This window comes from Micromonospora fluostatini (assembly GCF_050410825.1).
GTDB lineage: Bacteria > Actinomycetota > Actinomycetes > Mycobacteriales > Micromonosporaceae > Micromonospora > Micromonospora rosaria.
This window is the reverse complement of the sequence record NZ_CP191251.1, coordinates 6,799,479-6,815,532: the sequence shown is the minus strand read 5'-3', so window position 1 is coordinate 6,815,532 and position 16,054 is coordinate 6,799,479. Positions and strand designations below refer to the sequence as shown.

General features: G+C 72.4%; 13 protein-coding genes. 8 read left to right on the top strand and 5 right to left on the bottom strand.

Going from position 1 to position 16,054, the window contains the following annotated elements; genetic code table 11:
• The first annotated feature begins 156 nt into the window (after window positions 1-156).
• Window positions 157-711, top strand: a complete 555-nt coding sequence (locus ACQUFX_RS30510; protein WP_428963592.1) for a PspC domain-containing protein — start codon at window positions 157-159, stop codon at window positions 709-711.
• Window positions 712-726: 15 nt separating this feature from the next.
• Here ACQUFX_RS30510 and guaA read toward each other — a convergent pair whose 3' ends face one another.
• The gene (guaA, locus tag ACQUFX_RS30505) at window positions 727-2,280 is read right to left on the bottom strand and encodes a glutamine-hydrolyzing GMP synthase (RefSeq protein ID WP_428963591.1); all 1,554 of its coding nucleotides are present in this window, start codon (window positions 2,278-2,280) and stop codon (window positions 727-729) included.
• 146 nt (window positions 2,281-2,426) lie between these two features.
• Here guaA and ACQUFX_RS30500 point away from each other — a divergent pair, with 146 nt between their 5' ends.
• Window positions 2,427-2,816, top strand: coding sequence for an LCP family glycopolymer transferase (locus ACQUFX_RS30500; protein WP_428963590.1), 390 nt, complete (start codon window positions 2,427-2,429; stop codon window positions 2,814-2,816).
• The gene (locus tag ACQUFX_RS30495) at window positions 2,813-3,010 is read left to right on the top strand and encodes a hypothetical protein (RefSeq protein WP_428963589.1); all 198 of its coding nucleotides are present in this window, start codon (window positions 2,813-2,815) and stop codon (window positions 3,008-3,010) included. The genes ACQUFX_RS30500 and ACQUFX_RS30495 overlap by 4 nt, the downstream gene beginning before the upstream one ends.
• A gap of 14 nt (window positions 3,011-3,024) precedes the next feature.
• Here ACQUFX_RS30495 and ACQUFX_RS30490 read toward each other — a convergent pair whose 3' ends face one another.
• The gene (locus ACQUFX_RS30490; RefSeq protein ID WP_428963588.1) at window positions 3,025-4,479 is read right to left on the bottom strand and encodes a M1 family metallopeptidase; all 1,455 of its coding nucleotides are present in this window, start codon (window positions 4,477-4,479) and stop codon (window positions 3,025-3,027) included.
• Between the two features lie 591 nt (window positions 4,480-5,070).
• On the opposite strand from ACQUFX_RS30490, the gene ACQUFX_RS30485 reads away from it, so the two are divergent.
• Complete coding sequence (locus tag ACQUFX_RS30485) at window positions 5,071-6,219, top strand: sugar phosphate isomerase/epimerase family protein (protein WP_428963587.1); 1,149 nt, start codon at window positions 5,071-5,073, stop codon at window positions 6,217-6,219.
• A gap of 222 nt (window positions 6,220-6,441) precedes the next feature.
• Window positions 6,442-9,723, top strand: coding sequence for a ThuA domain-containing protein (locus ACQUFX_RS30480; RefSeq protein ID WP_428963586.1), 3,282 nt, complete (start codon window positions 6,442-6,444; stop codon window positions 9,721-9,723).
• Window positions 9,724-9,796: 73 nt separating this feature from the next.
• On the opposite strand, the gene ACQUFX_RS30475 is transcribed toward ACQUFX_RS30480, so the two are convergent.
• Window positions 9,797-10,915: a GuaB3 family IMP dehydrogenase-related protein gene (locus tag ACQUFX_RS30475; RefSeq protein ID WP_428963585.1), complete on the bottom strand. Its 1,119-nt coding sequence runs from the start codon at window positions 10,913-10,915 to the stop codon at window positions 9,797-9,799.
• A gap of 36 nt (window positions 10,916-10,951) precedes the next feature.
• On the bottom strand, window positions 10,952-12,514 hold the full coding sequence (gene guaB / locus ACQUFX_RS30470) for an IMP dehydrogenase (RefSeq protein WP_428963584.1): 1,563 nt from the start codon (window positions 12,512-12,514) through the stop codon (window positions 10,952-10,954).
• A 196-nt stretch (window positions 12,515-12,710) separates the two neighbouring features.
• On the opposite strand from guaB, the gene ACQUFX_RS30465 reads away from it, so the two are divergent.
• Entirely contained in the window at window positions 12,711-13,130 is a 420-nt protein-coding gene (locus ACQUFX_RS30465; protein ID WP_428963583.1) for a DUF5319 domain-containing protein, read from the top strand.
• A gap of 54 nt (window positions 13,131-13,184) precedes the next feature.
• Here the strand turns inward: ACQUFX_RS30465 and ACQUFX_RS30460 are convergent, their stop codons facing one another.
• The gene (locus ACQUFX_RS30460) at window positions 13,185-14,024 is read right to left on the bottom strand and encodes a response regulator transcription factor (protein ID WP_428963582.1); all 840 of its coding nucleotides are present in this window, start codon (window positions 14,022-14,024) and stop codon (window positions 13,185-13,187) included.
• Window positions 14,025-14,277: 253 nt separating this feature from the next.
• On the opposite strand from ACQUFX_RS30460, the gene ACQUFX_RS30455 reads away from it, so the two are divergent.
• The gene (locus tag ACQUFX_RS30455) at window positions 14,278-14,679 is read left to right on the top strand and encodes a WhiB family transcriptional regulator (protein WP_067374194.1); all 402 of its coding nucleotides are present in this window, start codon (window positions 14,278-14,280) and stop codon (window positions 14,677-14,679) included.
• A gap of 107 nt (window positions 14,680-14,786) precedes the next feature.
• Window positions 14,787-16,028 (top strand): hypothetical protein, encoded by a 1,242-nt coding sequence (locus ACQUFX_RS30450; RefSeq protein ID WP_428963581.1) that lies wholly within the window; start codon window positions 14,787-14,789, stop codon window positions 16,026-16,028.
• Window positions 16,029-16,054: the final 26 nt, after the last annotated feature.

Here is a 16,054-nt window from a genome sequence, read left to right as displayed (position 1 = left end):
AAGAGTCGGATTCCTGACTCAAGGCTCGGCAAGCGAGATCATTCAGGGTAAGCGCCGAGACGTCCGGGTCGGGGCCGAGGTGTCCGGGTCGGGTCAGGGTCGGAATCCGGGCGGTCACCGAGGCCGGCCCGGCCCCGTTCCGCGCACCGTGGAGACATGACGTCCCCGTACCCATCCCAGGCCCCGTACAAGCAACTCCGCCGCCCGACCACCGACCGGATGGTCGCCGGGGTGGCCAGCGGCCTCGGCCGCTACTTCGCCGTGGACCCGACGCTGGTCCGGGTGGTCTTCGCCGTGGCGACGATCCTCACCGGTGGTCTCGCGGCCCTCGCGTACCCGGTGCTCTGGTTCCTCATGCCCGAGGAACCGGCCGGCGCCCCGGCCTGGCCGCACCCACCGCAACCGGGACAGTACCCCTCGGGGTACCCCCCGGCCTCGCCCCACCCGGCCTGGCCGACGAACCTGTCCACCGGGCCCACCCCGCCGGCCGGACCGACCACGCCGAGCCAGCCCGGCGGGCCGGTCCCGCAGGCCGAGCCGACCGCACCCGCTGGGCAGGCCGGGGCGGCTGGGCCGGGCCCGCAGGCCGAGCCGACCGCTCCCGTTCCGCAGGTCGGGCCGACCGCTCCCGCCGCGCAGGACGGGCCGGATTCGGCGGGACCGGGTGCGCCCGGCGGGGAGCGGGGGGCGGCGGGGCCGGTCGCCGGGTGAGCCGGACGCCCGGCGTCACTCCCACTCGATGGTGCCCGGCGGCTTGCTGGTCACGTCCAGGACGACCCGGTTGACCTCGGCGACCTCGTTGGTGATCCGGGTGGAGATCCGGGCGATCACCTCGTAGGGCAGCCGCGACCAGTCGGCGGTCATCGCGTCCTCGCTGGAGACCGGGCGCAGCACCACGGGATGCCCGTAGCTGCGCCCGTCACCCTGCACCCCGACGCTGCGCACGTCGGCCAGGAGCACCACCGGGAACTGCCAGACGCCCCGGTCCAGGCCGGCGGCGGTCAGCTCCTCGCGGGCGATCAGGTCGGCCTTGCGGAGCAGGTCGAGCCGCTCCCGGTCGACCGCGCCGATGATCCGGATTGCCAGCCCGGGGCCGGGGAACGGGTGCCGCCAGACCATCGCCTCGGGCAGGCCCAACTGGAGGCCGAGCGCGCGGACCTCGTCCTTGAAGAGCGTGCGCAGCGGCTCGACCAGGGCGAACTTCAGGTCCTCCGGGAGCCCGCCGACGTTGTGGTGACTCTTGATGTTGGCGGTGCCGGTGCCACCGCCGGACTCCACCACGTCAGGGTAGAGGGTGCCCTGCACCAGGAACTCGACGTCGCCGTGCGCGGCGACCTCCCGGGCGGCGGCCTCGAAGACCCGGATGAACTCCCGGCCGATGATCTTCCGCTTCTGCTCCGGGTCGGTCACCCCGGCCAACGCGTCGAGGAACCGGTCGGCCGCGTCGACCACCTTCAGCTTGATCCCGGTGGCCGCGACGTAGTCCTTCTCCACCTGCTCGGCCTCGCCGGCGCGCAGCAGGCCGTGGTCGACGAAGACGCAGGTGAGCTGGTCACCGACCGCCTTGTGCACCAGCGCGGCGGCGACCGCGGAGTCCACCCCGCCGGAGAGGCCGCAGATGACCTCCTTGTCGCCGACCTGCGCCCGGATCCGCTCGACCTGCTCGTCGATGATGTTCTCCGGCGTCCAGGTCGGCTCGATGCCCGCGATGTCGTACAGGAAGCGGGTGAGCATCTCCTGGCCGTGCGCGGTGTGCCCGACCTCGGGGTGGAACTGCACCCCGGCCCGACGACCGACGACGTCCTCGAAGGCGGCGACCGGGGCACCGGCCGACTCGGCGGTCACCGTGAACCCCGCCGGGGCCTCGGTGACGCAGTCGCCGTGGCTCATCCAGACCGGCAGGTCGGCCGGGAGGTCGCGGAGCAGCACCCCGGCCTCGGCGCGCGGGTGCAGCGGGGTGCCGCCGTACTCCCGGTTCCCGGTGCGGGCGACCGTGCCGCCGAGCGCCAGGGCCATCGCCTGGAAGCCGTAGCAGATGCCGAAGACCGGCACGTCGGCGGTGAACATCCCGGCGTCGACCTGCGGGGCGCCGGGCGCGTAGACGCTGGACGGGCCACCGGAGAGGATGATCGCGGCCGGCTCCTTGGCCAGCATCTCGGCGACCGGCATGGTGTGCGGGACGATTTCCGAGTAGACCTTCGCCTCCCGTACCCGGCGCGCGATGAGCTGGGCGTACTGGGCTCCGAAGTCCACCACGAGGACGGGACGAGGCGTGCTCATGTGCAGAAAGCCTACCCACAGTCACGCCGGCGGCCGGGCGCGGGTGGCGTACCCGGCGTGCCCTGGTGAGAGGGGAACCCCTCTCTACTCCAGGCGTTAACAAGGGGCCCCTCCTTTCACGGGTACGGGGGTACGCGGGATCATCGATGCGTTCGGGGGAAGGGGGCGAGCCCACCGGTGTCCCGGCCGCCCCGGTGGTCACGCCCAGTCCCACCCCGCCGCCGGTGGCCACCCTCACCGGGCCGGGCGGGTACGTCGGGCCGCAGATGGTGTACGAGAAGGGGCAGCGGCACTGCACCGGCTGGCAGGCGCTCGACTACGCCCGGCGGTGGCACCTGCGCGGTGGCGACTACACCCGGCAGCGCCACCAGCAGCAACCCGTCCGGGCGCTGGTCGGCAGGATCCTCGACCAGGACCTGGCCCGCCGGCCGGAGCGCGGGTGCAGCAGGTCGTCGCCGCCCTCGGCGACATGCTCGTCCGCTCGGGCGGCCCCCGCATCGTCGACGTCGCGTACGCCCTCGGGGGCCTGCGGGTGACGGACCTGACCCTGGTCGGCCTGCCCGGCGCCTCGGTGGGCCGGGGCACCGGGTACCGGGGCGAGCAGGTCACCTCCGTGGGCCGGCGGTTCGTCACAAAGCTGCGCGCCGGCCGGGCCGAGGCGTGGCTCGCCGACCACCCCGAGCTCCGCGTCGCCGGTGAGAAGGGAGCCCTTCTCTACCGTATGCGTTAAGAGGGGGCCCTTCCTTACAGGCGGCGGGGGGTGGGGGGCTTGTCGGTGCCGTAGAGCCAGGCGTCGAAGAGGGCGTCGAGTTGCTTGCCGGAGGTCTTCTCGGCCAGCGCCACGAAGTCCGCGGTGGTGCCGTTGGCGTCGCGCTTCTGCGCCGGCCACGCCTTGAGGATCCGGAAGAACGCCTCGTCGCCGACGGCCAGCCGCAGCGCGTGCACGGTCATCCCGCCCCGCTGGTACACCGACGTGCTGAACAGGTTCTGCGGGCCCGGCCGCCCCGGCGGCGTCTGCCAGACCTCGGCGGCCACCCCGGCGTAGTGGGTGTCGAACGCCTGCTGCACGCTGGGCCCGCCGTCGTGCTCGTTCCAGAGCCACTCGGCGTACGTGGCGAAGCCCTCGTTGAGCCAGATGTCCTCCCACTTCGTCAGCGCCACGCTGTTGCCGAACCACTGGTGGGCCAGTTCGTGCGCGACGACCTCGGTGTTCACCCCGCCGCTGAAGAAGCTCGCCCCGTACACCGGGCGGCTCTGCGTCTCCAGCGCGTACCGGATCCGGTCGTCGGCGATGGCCACCCCGCCGTACGCCCCGACGGGGTACGGACCGAAGACGGTCTCCAGGTAGTCGGCGACCCGCACGGTGGCGGCGATCGACTCGTCGGCCGGTCCCTTCGGCAGGTCGGTGCTGACCGCGTGGTAGACCGGTCGGCCCTTGTGTTCACCGGTGGTCACCCGGAACCTGCCGATCACCACGGTGCTCAGGTAGCTGGCCATCGGCACCCGCTCGGCCCACTTCCAGCTGGTCCAGCCGTCGGCGCTGCCGCGGCCCTGCGGCACGCCGTTGCTGACCGCGGTCAGCCCCTCCGGCACGGTGATCTCGAAGTCGTACGTCGCCTTGTCCGAGGGGTGGTCGTTGACGGGGAACCAGGTGCTGGCCGACTCCGGCTGGCCGAGCGCGATGGCACCGTCGGCGGTGTGCAGCCACCCGCCCTCGCCGAGGATCTCGGTGCCGGTCGGCTCCGGCTTCCCCGCGTACGTGATCTCGGCGACGAAGCCGTTGCCGTCGGCCAGCCCGGTGGCGGGGGTGACGGTCAGTTCGCCGTCCGTGTGGCTGTGCCGGGCCTCGGCACCGTCCACGGTGACCGTCCGGACGGTCAGGCCGGCCAGGTCCAGGTTGAACGACGACAGGTTGGCGGTGGCCGTGGCCTGCACGGTGGTGACGCCGCTGAGCTGGTCGGTCGCCGGGTCGTAGCGGACCTTCACGGTGTACTTCCCGACGTCGTAGCCCCCGTTGCCGTAGGTGGGGAAGTAGTCGTCGCCGGCGCCGGGGGCACCGGGCCCGAACTCACGCGCCGGGGCCGGCGTCGCCGACCGCTGCGCGTCCCGCTCCGGTGCCGCGTCACAGCCGCCGAGCACCAGGGCCCCGGCCAGCAGCAGGGTGACACCGAGCCGGACGTCGGGCCGCGCAAAACCCATGGATCCTCCCGTGACAGCACACAACGGCGCCTTGCGCCCGTACCGGGTCAGCCTAGGCGACCGGCGGGCCGCGCCAGGCCCGCGCGGCCGGTGATCCCGAGGTCGAGTCCGACAACGACACTCCCGGTGCCGGCGTGCCCGCCGGTGACCTGGCGTCCCTGCCGTCGACGCACCGGGCCGATTCGCGGCACTCCTCCGCATCCACCATCTCCCGCCACCAGGCTTTCGTCGAAAAAGACAAAAGTTTGATCCGACGGATGCTTTCTTTTGGCGTCACCCCGAAGTTAAGGTCTGTCCCCAAGATGTAACGCGGACGCAACAGTCCTCCCGTACGCGCTACGACGACCTTGGCCCAGCGACCCGGTCGCCCCTCCCCCCAGGGGGGCGGCACGCGTCCACCCGTGGCGGCGGCGTGGACCAGACCACCACCTCTGACCCGTTCCACGGACCACCGGTCCTCACCGGATCTCCGGGGGATCGCGACGGCGCTTCGGCGGCGCCACCGTGTCCGTCGCAACACCTGGTGTTCACCCTCGACGGCACCCGCCGTCACGGACGCTCGACGGCGTACGCCGTCTGGAAGGTGCAGCAATGCCGGAGCCCCAGCTCTCCCACGACCCCCTCACCCAGACCGCCGACGGGCGGCTCAGCCGGCGCAAGCTGCTCGCGGCCTCGGCCGGTGCCGCCGCCGCGATCGGCGCGGTCGGCCTGCCGGTGCTCGGCACCGCCGCGCCCGCCCTCGGCGCCGCCAAGGCCGGCAGCGACCCGGACGCCGGCAGCAGCAACCTGCGCGTCGCCCCGCTGATCCCCGAGACGAACCGGGGCATCATCCTCTACTCGGTCCGGGACCGGATCTCCGCCGCGCCCGACGACAGCGGCGTGCCGTACGGCTTCGAGCGGGTCCTCGCCCGCCTCGCCGAGATCGGCTACAAGGAGATCGAGTTCGCCGGCTTCACCCAGAGCACCGAGATCCTGGGCCGGCAGATCACCCCGGCCGAGATCCGCAAGATCCTGGACGACAACGGCCTGGTCGCCAACGGCTGCCACGTCACCATCAACCCGAGCACCTTCCAGCAGCAGCTCGACATCGCCGAGACGCTGGGCATGAAGAACCTCGGCACCGGCAGCGCCCCGACCAACAGCGCCTACAAGTCCGACTGGGACGCCGCCGCCGACATCTGGAACGAGCTGGGTCGCCAGGCCCGCACCCGTGGCATGCGGCTGTACACGCACAACCACGACGCGGAGTACAACTTCCTCATCGACTCGGGCCCCCGCAACGCGGCCGGCCAGCAGACCCGCTCCTCCGGTATCCGCCGGCTGGAGTACTTCTTCGGGCAGACCGACCCCCGGTACGTCTTCTTCGAGATGGACATCTACTGGGCCTACGTGGCCCGGTTCAAGCACCAGAAGTTCATCAACCCGAACGGGGTCGAGAAGACCAGCCTCTTCGACCCGATCCTCACCGTGGCCGACCGGTCCCGCCGGTTCCCGCTGTTCCACGCCAAGGACGGTGCCCGCCGCCCCGACCTGACCAACGGGCACGAGATGACCCCGTTCGGGGAGGGTGACATCAACTTCCAGCAGTTCTTCCAGACCATCGGCGAGCGGCACTTCCGCAGCGCCAACTGGGAGATGGACACCGCCCCCGGCGGCAACGAGAACCGGGGCCAGTCCCTCGCCATCGCGGCGCAGAGCTACCAGAACCTCTCGGACCTCACCATCTACCTGCCCAAGTGATCTCCCGACGGGGGCCGGCACCCGCCGGCCCCCGTCCGGGTAGCCCGGCCGGCACCCACCGGCCGGTGACGACCCGCGCGCCGATCGGCGGCACGCGCGCGGGCACCGACCCGTTTCCGCGCGGCGGCGGCCCGGGTCGCCCTTCCAGGTTCACCCCCTCGCACCCGCGCCACCGGCATGACGCCCGGTGCTCACGCGCGCCTGCCGACCACCGGAGGAACCATGAAACTCAAGACCGGCCGACGATGGCTCGCCATCGCCGCTGGCCTCACACTCGCCGTCTCGCTCGTACCCCCCACCGCTGCCGCCGCCAACCCGGAGCTGGACACCCCGGCCGAGGACATGGTCGCCGCCGAGAACGGCCCGGCCGCCCTGCGCTCCGACGTCCGGGAGCCGGAGAGCTTCGACGTCCTGGTCTTCACCAAGACCGCCGGTGAGCGCCGCGAGTCCATCAAGGACGGCTCGCTGCTGCTGCGGAACCTGGGCAAGAACAACGGTTTCGACGTGACCGTGAGCGAGGACGCCACCCTCTTCACCGCCGACGAGCTGGTGAAGTACCGGGCGATCGTCTTCCTCAACACCAGCGGCGACATCCTCGACTCGGCCCAGGAGGCCGCCTTCGAGGAGTACATCAAGACCGGTGGTGGCTTCGTCGGCATCCACTCCGCCGCCGAGACCGAGCCGGACTGGCAGTTCTACCAGGACCTGATCGGGGCGAAGGCCACCGGCAAGTCCTCGGTGACCCAGGCCATCATCGACGTGGCGGACCGGGCCCACCCGGCCACCGAGACCCTGCCGCGTCAGCTCCAGCACACCGACCAGTGGTACAACTTCTCCACCAACGTCCGGGGCAAGGCGCACGTGCTGGCCACCCTGGACGAGTCCACCTACACCGGTGGCTCGATGGGCTTCGACCACCCGATCACCTGGTGCCAGGACTACCAGGGCGGGCGCTCGTTCTACACCGGCCTGGGCCACACCGGCGACACCTTCCGGTACAACCCCTTCCGCAAGCAGATCCTCGGCGGTATCCGCTGGGCTGCCGGCGTGGTCGAGGGCGACTGCGGCGCCACCGTGTGGGCCAACTACGAGAAGGTCACCCTCAACGACGAGCCCGGCGAGCCGATGAACCTGTCGGTGCTCCCGGACGGCCGGGTGCTGCACAGCACCCGGGGTGGTGAGGTCCGGCTCTACGACCCGGCCACCGGCGCCAGCCCGGTGATCACCACCGTCCCGGTGTACACCCACGACGAGGACGGCCTCCAGTACGTCACCATCGGCCCGGACTTCGCCACGGACAAGTGGGTCTACATCTACTACGCCCCGAAGATCCCGGGCACCAACGAGGGCACCGCGCCGGCCACCTCGAACGACCCCACCACCTGGGACGCCTACAAGGGCTGGAACCAGCTCTCCCGGGTGAAGTTCGTCGAGGACCCGACCCCCCGCCTGGACCTGACCACCGAGCAGCAGATCCTGCGGGTGGACGTCGACCGGGGCGCCTGCTGCCACGTGGCCGGCGAGATCCGGTTCGACGGCAAGGGCCTGCTCTACCTGGTCACCGGTGACGACACCAACGCCAGCGGGTCGGACCAGTACACCCCGATCCTGGAGATGCCCACCCAGGGCCCGGCGTACGACGCCCAGCGCTCCTCGGGCAACACCAACGACCTGCGGGGCAAGGTCCTGCGGATCAAGATGAAGGACGACGGGACGTACAGCATCCCGCGCGGCAACCTCTTCCCCGAGGGCACCGAGAAGACCCGCCCGGAGATCTTCCTGATGGGTCTGCGCAACCCCTTCCGGTTCGACGTCTCCGACGAGGGCTTCGTCTACATCGGTGACTACTCGCCGGACGCCCGGCTCCCCCACCCGGACCGTGGCCCGGAGGGCACCGGCCGGTGGATCGCCACCAACAAGGCCGGCAACTACGGCTGGCCGTACTGCAACACCCCGGACCAGCCGTACATCGACTTCGACTTCGCCACCCGTACCCCGAAGGGTGCCTTCGACTGCGCCGCGCCGATCAACGACTCGCCGCGCAACACGGGTCTGCGGGAGCTGCCGAAGGTCGAGCCGGTGCAGTTCTGGTACACCTTCAACGGCACCACCCCGTGCCCCGAGGCGTACCTGCAGACCCCGGCCCAGGCCTGTGACTTCAAGTGGCCGGTGATCGGCACCGGCGGCGTCGGCCCGATGGGCGGCCCGATCTACAAGTACGACAAGGACCTGGAGTCCGAGGTCAAGTTCCCCGAGTACTACGACAACGCCGTGGTCTTCGGTGAGTTCACCCGCGACAAGTTCTTCATGATGCGGACCAACGGGCGGGACCGGCTCTTCGACGTCGAGTCCTTCGTCCCGAACACCCCCTTCAGCAGCCCGATGGACATGGAGTTCGGCCCGGACGGGTCCCTCTACGTCCTGGAGTACGGCAAGGGCTTCTTCCGGGCCAACCCGGAGGCCCAGCTCTCGGTGATCCGGTACGTCAAGGGCACCCGGGCCCCGGTGGCCGACCTGCAGGCCAGCCCCACCTCGGGCCAGGCCCCGCTGACGGTCAACTTCGACGCGACCGCCAGCTACGACCCGGACCCGGGTGAGTCGATCTCCTTCGCCTGGGACTTCACCAGCGACGGCACCGTCGACTCGGCCGACCCGGTCACCTCGTTCACCTACACCGAGAACGGCACCTACACCGCCCGGTTGACGGTGACCGACTCCAGCGGCAAGACCGCGGTGCTGACCCGGCAGATCACGGTCGGCAACACCGCCCCGACGGTGACCGTCACCTCGCCGATCCCGGGCACCCTGTTCAACTGGGGTGACGAGGTCCCGTACGTGGTCACCGTGACCGACCCCGAGGACGGGACGATCGACTGCTCGCGGGTCACCGTCACCTTCGTCCTCGGCCACGACGACCACGGCCACCCGGACGGCTCGGTGACCGGCTGCACCGGCACCATCCCGACCCCGGCCGACGGGGCCGACCACGCCGGTAGCTACCTCTACGGCGGGCTCAGCGCCTCCTACACCGACCTCGGTGGCGGCGGCCAGGGCCCCCTGAGCGGCACCGGCCAGACGATCATCCAGCTCTTCCGTCAGCAGGCCGAGTTCGCCCAGATCAAGCAGGGCGTGGGCGTGGCCAACACCGCCGACACCGGTGGCGGCCAGCACGTCAACGGCATCGACCCGGGCGACCACATCGCGATGGACCCGATCAACCTGGGTGGGGTCACCTCGGTCACCCTGCGGCACTCCGGTGGTTCGGCCGCCACGGCCGGTCAGCCCCGGGCCCAGGTCGAGCTTCGACTGGACGCGCCCGACGGTCCCCTGGTGGGCACGGCGACCCTGAACGCCACCACCGGTAACAACGCGTTCGCCAGCACGGACGTCGCGGTGAACCAGCCGGCCGGCTCGCACAAGCTCTACTTCGTCTTCCGGGGCGTCGAGGGCGGGCCGACCAGCGCCCTGTTCAACTTCAACTGGGTCAACTTCAACACCAACTGACCCCGAGGTACGACGGGAACCGGCCCCCGCCGCACGGCGGGGGCCGGTTCCTTTCGTCGTGGGGAGCGCCGGGTCAGCGGTCCAGGACCAGGCCCACCCGCTGGAACTCCTTGAGATCCCGGTACCCGCACTTGGCCATCGCCCGGCGCAGCGCGCCGAAGAGGTTGAGCTGGCCGTCGGGCTCGTCGGCCGGGCCGAAGAGCACCTGCTCCATCGAGCCGAGCGGCTCGCCGGCCACCTCGAACGCGCCCCGGGGCAGCGACGGGTGGCTGGCCGCCGAGTGCCACCAGGCCCCACCGGCCGGGGCCTCCTCGCACAGCGACAGCGGCTCGCCGAGCATCACCGCGTCCGCGCCGCAGCCCAGCGCCTTGGCGAGGTCCCCGGAGGTCCGGATGTCCCCGTCGGCGATCAGGTGCACGTACCGGCCCCCGGTCTCGTCCAGGTAGTCCCGGCGGGCCGCCGCCGCGTCGGCGATGGCGGTGGCCATCGGCACCCGGATGCCGAGCACCGACTCGGTGGTGGACCACTCGTCCCCACCGATGCCGACGATCACCCCGGCCGCGCCGGTCCGCATCAGGTGCAGCGCGGTCTTGTAGTCGGTGCAGCCGCCGACGATGACCGGCAGGTCCAGGTCGGCGATGAACTCCTTGAGGTTCAGCGGCTCGTCGGTGGTGGAGACGTGCTCGGCGGAGACGATCGTGCCCTGGATGACCAGGATGTCCACCCCGGCGTCCAGGATCACCGGGGCCAGCGCCAGGGTGTGCTGCGGGGAGACCCGCACCGCCACCGTGCCGCCACCGGCGCGCAGCTCGCGGACCCGCTCGGCGATCAGGTCGGGGCGGATCGGCTCGGCGTACACCTCCTGGAGGCGCTTGGTGGCGCGGGCGTCCTCGCCGAGGGCGGCCAGCTCCTCCAGCACCTTGGTCGGGTTCTCGTACCGGGTCCAGAGCCCCTCGACGTTGAGCACGCCGAGGCCGCCGAGTTCGCCGAGCCGGACGGCCGAGGCCGGGCTCATCGTGGCGTCCGAGGGGTGCCCGACACAGGGGATGCCGAAGGGGTAGGCGTCGAGCTGCCAGGCGGTGGAGACGTCGTCGACGTCCCGGGTGCGCCGGCTCGGCACGATGGCGATGTCGTCCAGGTGGTAACCGCGCTGCGCGGTCTTACCCAGCCCGATCTCGACCACGTCACGCATGGGGACTCCAGGTGTAGTGGGGGTGGGGGTGGCGGGTCAGCGGGTGTGGTAGTTGGGCGCCTCGACGGTCATCTGGATGTCGTGCGGGTGGCTCTCCTTGAGCCCGGCCGCGGTGATCCGGATGAGCTGGCCCCGCTGGTGCAGCTCGGCGATGCTCTCCGCACCGGCGTACCCCATGGCCAGCCGCAGCCCCCCGACGAGCTGGTGGGCGACCCGGGACAGCGGGCCCCGGTAGGGCACCTGACCCTCCACGCCCTCCGGGACCAGCTTCTCGTCGCTGGTCACGTCCTGCTGGAAGTAGCGGTCCTTGGAGTACGACTTGGCCTGCCCGCGGGACTGCATCGCGCCGAGCGAGCCCATCCCCCGGTACGCCTTGAACTGCTTGCCGTTGACGAAGATCAACTCGCCGGGGCTCTCCTCGCAGCCGGCCAGCAGGCTGCCGAGCATCACCGTGTCGGCCCCGGCCACCAGGGCCTTGGCGATGTCGCCGGAGTACTGGATGCCGCCGTCGCCGATGACCGGCACGCCGGCCGGCCGGGCGGCGCGGGCCGCCTCCATGATCGCGGTGATCTGCGGCACGCCGACCCCGGCGACGATCCGGGTGGTGCAGATGGCACCCGGGCCCACCCCGACCTTGACCCCGTCGGCACCCGCGTCGACCAGGGCCTTCGCCCCGGCGTAGGTGGCCACGTTGCCGCCGACGATGTCGATCGCGACGTCCTTCTTGAGCTGGCGGACCATGTCGATCACGGCCCGCTGGTGGCCGTGCGCGGTGTCCACGATCAGCACGTCGACGCCCGCGTCGACCAGGAGCCGGGCCCGCTTGTACGCGTCCTCGCCCACCCCGATCGCGGCGGCCACCCGCAGCCGGCCGGCGTCGTCCTTGGTGGCGGTGGGGTACTGCTCGCTCTTGGTGAAGTCCTTGACGGTGATCAGGCCGCGCAGCTTGCCGGCGTCGTCCACGATCGGCAGCTTCTCCACCTTGTGCTGGCGGAGCAGGTCGAGCGCGTCGTCCTTGCTCACCCCGACCGGGGCGGTGACCAGCGGGGCGTGCGTCATGATCTGCCGTACCGGGGTGGCCGGGTCGGAGACGAAGCGCATGTCCCGGTTGGTGACGATGCCGACGAGCTGGCCGTCGCGGTCGACCACCGGCACACCGGAGATCCGGTACCGCCCGCAGAGCTGGTCGACCTCGGAGAGGGTGTCGTCCGGGCTGGCCGTCACGGGGTTGGTGATCATGCCCGACTCGGAGCGCTTGACCAGGTCCACCTGGAGCGCCTGGTCCTCGGCGGAGAGGTTGCGGTGCAGCACGCCGATGCCGCCCATCCGGGCCATCGCGATCGCCATCCGCGCCTCGGTGACCGTGTCCATCGCGCTGGAGAGCAGCGGCACGGTGAGCTGGACGTTACGGGTGAGCCGGGTGACCGTGGCGACCCGGCTGGGCACCACGTCCGACTCGCCCGGCTGCAACAGCACGTCGTCGAAGGTCAGGCCGAGCGGCACCACCCGCGCCGAGCCGGCGGGCAGCTCCGGAAGGTGGCCGCCCAGCTCGCCGTGGTCGGCGCCGGCCGGAATATCGGTGCTGGGCGAATTCTCCACGATTGCTCTCCTGAGCTGGTCGAACGGGCTTCAGTGAGGAACGCGCGGGCGGCGGACCGGGCCACCACGACAGCGCGTGGCTTCATCGTACCCAGTGAGCTGCGCGCCCTCCGTCGGCGGCGGGTGTCCGCACGGAGCCGGAGCCCGACCGGGCGGGGGGCGGGCGTCGGGTCGGCGTTGGGTCTACGGTGAGGGGGTGCACGACGAGCCCATCGACCCGTTCAACGGCGACCCGGCCGATCCGGCAGCCGGCCTGCACGATCCGGGCGACGACGCCCCGCTCGACCCGCTGACCGAGGTCGAACGGCAGGACGTCCTGGAGGATCTGGCCGACCTGGAGATCTACCAGGCCCTGCTGTCGCCGATCGGGGTGCGCGGGCTGGTGATCGAGTGCGAGGACTGCCGCGAGCCGCACTACTTCGACTGGGACCTGCTCCGGGGCAACCTTCGGCACCTGCTCAACTCCGGTCGCCCCCGGGTGCACGAGCCGGCCTACGACCCCGACCCGGACCACTACGTCACCTGGGACTACGCCCGGGGCTACGCCGACGGGGTGCACGACACCCTGACCGAGGGCACCGACGAGGAGCCGACCGACGGACCCGCCGCCGGCTGATCCGGCGATCCGTCGGATCAGCCGGCGGGTGGACTTTCCGGCCGGGTCGGCTCGTCAGGCGACCAGGCCGGCGCGGAAGCCGGCGGCCACCGCGTGCGCGCGGTCCCGGGCGCCGAGCTTGCGGAACAGCCGGCGGGCGTGGGTCTTCACGGTGTCCTCCGAGACGAACAGCTCCCGCCCGATCTCGGCGTTGCTCTTCCCCTCGGCCATGCCGAGCAGCACCTGCAACTCACGCTCGGTGAGCCCGACCGCGTTGCGGCCGGCGGGGCGCGGCCGGGTCGGCCGCTCGGCCTCCGTTCCGCCCGGCTCCTCGGCCGCCTCGGCCTCGTCGTCGCCGCGCTGGACGGGTACCACGCTCGGTGGTCCGGCCACCGGCTCGCCGGGGCCCGCCGGCCAGGCCGGGCCGGTGTTCCCGGAGGTCGGGCCGGTGGTCCCGGGGGTCCGGCCGCCGGGAGCGCCACGGGTGGGGCCGCCGACGGCCGCCGCGTCGCGGGCCGGGTCGCCGACCCGGTTGCGGGCGGCCCGACCGGGCGCGGAGAGCAGCAGCAGGGCCTTGGCCACCGCGCTGGTCAGGTCGTGGTCGGTGCCCTGGATCAGACCCCGGGCACCGGCGCTGATGCTGGCCGCCGCCGCCTCGTTCTCCTCGGCGCCGAGCAGCAGCACGGCGGCCTGGGGGGCCCGGGCGAGCACCCGGCGGACGAAGCCGGCGCTGTCCGGCCGGGTCAGCGCCGTGTCCGCCAACACCACGTCGACCGGCCGTTCGGCGAGCCGCAGCATCGCCTCGGGATCGGAGACGGCGGTCCGGACGACGGAGGACAGGCCGAGTCGAGCTGCGGCGGCGGTCAGGTGCTGGGCGGCGAGCGGTGTCCGCACGCACACGAGGACGGTACGCACTGTGTCTCCTCTCCGCCCACGAGCAGACCACGGCGGGGTCAGGTCGGGAGGGGGTTCCGGGCAATCCTCCGAACTTTTCGAACTTATCGGGCATTTGGAACAAATAAGCACCAGCTTTTCGATCACAGGGGTGTGAACCGTGGGACAGCCGGGTACCGGTGGTGTCAAGCCGGGGACGGTGCGCCTGCGCGGCCCGCCACCCGGGGCCCGGCAGTGAAGGATCGCGCGGTGCCGCGCGGGAGGAGGGGTGCTGATGTCGAACGTACGCAGACTGCCCGGACCCATCGTCGACCTCTGGGACTGGCAGCGGCTCGGCTCCTGCCGGGGACGTGACAGCGCCCAGTTCTTCCACCCCGACGGTGAACGCGGCTCCTCCCGGCTCCGCCGGGAATCCGGTGCCAAGGCGGTCTGCCGGGCCTGCCCGGTCCGCGCCGAGTGCGCCGCGCACGCGCTCTCCGTCCGCGAGCCGTACGGCGTCTGGGGTGGCTTCAGCGAGGCCGAGCGGCTGCGGCTGCTCGCGGTGGGCTGGGAGGACACCGCCGACCGGCGGCAGTCCCGGGTCGACGTGCCCCGCCTGGAGGCCCGGCTGGGCGCCGCCCACAAGTCCACGGTGGCCAGTGGCCAGGCCGTGCCCACCCAGCGCAACGTCGCCTGACGACACCGAATTCTGCACCGACGCGCCCCGGCGAGCCGGGGCGCGTCGGCGTGTGACCACCCACCCGGGTCTTTTCCGCACCGGCGGGTTCTGCCAGGATCCGGCGGATGCGGACCGACATCGGGGCACCCGACACGCTCTGGACACGCTGGGGTGCGCTCGCCACCGCCCTCGCCGCCCTCGGCCACGACGACGTCTACTGGTGCGACGCGGACGGCGCCCACCACGACGACCACGGCGGCAACTGGGCCCGACTGGTCCTCGTCGAGGGCGACCGGGCGGTGCTCTTCGGGTACGACCACGAGTACAGCGACACGGTCTGCGCGAGCCCACCGGTCGACCTGCTCGCCGGGGCACCCGCCTGGCTGCCCTGGCCCGAGCTGACCCGGCACGCCGAGGACGACCAGCTCGGCTACGTCTACTGGTACGAGGCCGGCGCCTGGAGCCGGGTGCCGTACCCGGACTCGCTGCACGACGACGGCCTGCGGGCCACCGCCGGAGCCGTGCTCGACGCGGACCGGGCCCGGCTGGAACTGGGCGAGGTCGTCTTCCAGTGGGGCGGGCACGAGCCAGCCGACGAACCAACGGAGCGGGCCGAGGTGGACCGGGCCGCCGACCGCCTGCTCGCCGCCGCGAGCGCCGCAACGGTCGACGCGGCGGTGGTGGCGGGGCTGCTCGGGCGGCTGCGGTCCCGCCCCGTCGACCCGGCCGCCGGCCTGACGGCGGCCGGCCGGGCCGGACTCACCCCGGGGGCGGTCCGCCCGGTGCTGCCGCCGGCCGGTGGGGCGCCGCCCCGGCGGGTCCGCACGCTCAGCGAGGACCAGCACGACCAGCTCGTCTGGGCGGCCATGCGGCAGGCCACCGAGCTGCCCCGGCCCACGCCCGGCGACTCCCCGGAACTGGCCGCCCTCGTCGCCTGGGTGCGGGGCCGCGCCCCCGCCGGAGACGGCCGCTGCGCGCTGCTCGTCCAGGTGACCGACACCGCGCTCCGCCAGCACCCGGGGACGGCACCCCCGGCCCGTCGCGACGGGGAGGACCAGTGGCAGCCCTTCCGGGAGGCCGGCGAGCTGGTCCGCCGGCTCCGCCGGGTCGAGGCGGACCCCGCGCACGGGCAGTGGCTCTTCCTGCGGGTCGAGACGACCGCCGAGGGGTCCACCGTGCAGCGGTGCTACGACTCGTGGCCCTCCTGGCTGCCGGCCGACGACCACGGCGGGCCCTGGCGCAGCGAGCTGGCGCCGGAGACGGCCCGCCGGGCGCCGGCCTTCCGGCCCGCCTGGTCGGCGCTGCTCGACCCCGGGGTCGCGTACGAGACACCGGGGCGCACCGCCATCGACGATGCACCCCGGTGAGGTGTAAGGAAGGGCCCCTTGTTAAC